General features: G+C 36.2%; 1 protein-coding gene and 1 pseudogene. Both read left to right on the top strand.

What is annotated here, in order from left to right:
* Positions 1–290: 290 nt before the first annotated feature.
* A complete protein-coding gene (locus tag FT986_RS07915; RefSeq protein WP_111540366.1) occupies positions 291–575 on the top strand; it encodes a helix-turn-helix domain-containing protein in 285 nt (94 codons plus the stop codon).
* A 2-nt stretch (positions 576–577) separates the two neighbouring features.
* A pseudogene (locus tag FT986_RS07910) lies at positions 578–991 on the top strand (hypothetical protein); the annotation flags it as partial.

The following is a 991-nucleotide window of genomic DNA, read 5'->3' as shown; positions in this document are numbered from 1 at the left end:
TCAAACCAAGTTTTTGGATGAGTTAAGTATGCATTTAAAACATAAGATGGATAAAGAAGACCATTGAGAATTACATTCTTTATTCAGGTTATTATAAAAGGGGTTAAATCGTAAGGTTTAATCTCTTTTTTAGGGAAAACAAATGTTAATTTTTATCGGTATTACGATATGTATAGGGAAAGAGTAAGGTAATGATTGGAGAGATTTGTTATACGAAAGTCAAACTTAGGGAGGGGCTTTTCATAAATAAGAAATGATATAGCCCCATCTCTTTTTAAAATCACTTTATTATGCCGACAAACATTATTACCACCGATGATCTTAGAGATTTCAAAATGGAATTGCTCGATGATATTAAAAATCTTCTTAGCCAGCAATCTTCAGGAACCATTAAAAAATATTTGAAGTCTTCTGAAGTGATGGATCTCCTTCAAGTAAGTCCAGGAACTTTACAAAACCTTCGTATCAATGGAACCTTGCCCTACACCAAGATTGGAGGGATTATTTTTTACGATGCGGAAGATATTCAACACGTGATGGATAAAAACCGTATCCACCATAAAATGGATTTGTAGAGATGAATTATATCAAACTCCTCAATGCGGCCTTTGAAAAATTCTATTTTGATGACCGGTTGAACCCAACACATATCAGTTTGTACATGGCTTTATTTCAAGAATGGAACAGTAACCGTTTTTTACATGAATTTTACGTGAACCGTCGCGATTTGATGCGGGCCTCAAAAATTGGTTCGAAATCCACCTATCACCGTTGTATAAGGGATTTGGATGGATGGAATTACCTTATCTATTGCCCCTCTAATAATCCTTATAAAGGAAGTAAAATAAAGATGTCCTCTTTAGGGATAAGTAGGGAACGGGCTTCGGGACACTACGATCCCGAACTGGAACAACTAGCGGAACACTACCATCCCATACGTGAACCAATTGTGGGACAGCAGCATCTCAAAAATGGACAGGTTTTACACTCG

The sequence above is a fragment of the Mesonia sp. K4-1 genome (assembly GCF_008017825.1).
Taxonomy (GTDB): Bacteria; Bacteroidota; Bacteroidia; order Flavobacteriales; family Flavobacteriaceae; genus Mesonia.
The sequence above is the reverse complement of the archived record's forward strand: the minus strand, read 5'-3'. Positions and strand labels throughout refer to the sequence as shown.

What these genes read in the sequence shown, in the direction of transcription:
- FT986_RS07915 (WP_111540366.1), top strand. Translation starts at nt 291, where the DNA reads ATGCCGACAAACATTATTACCACCGATGATCTTAGAGATTTCAAAATG.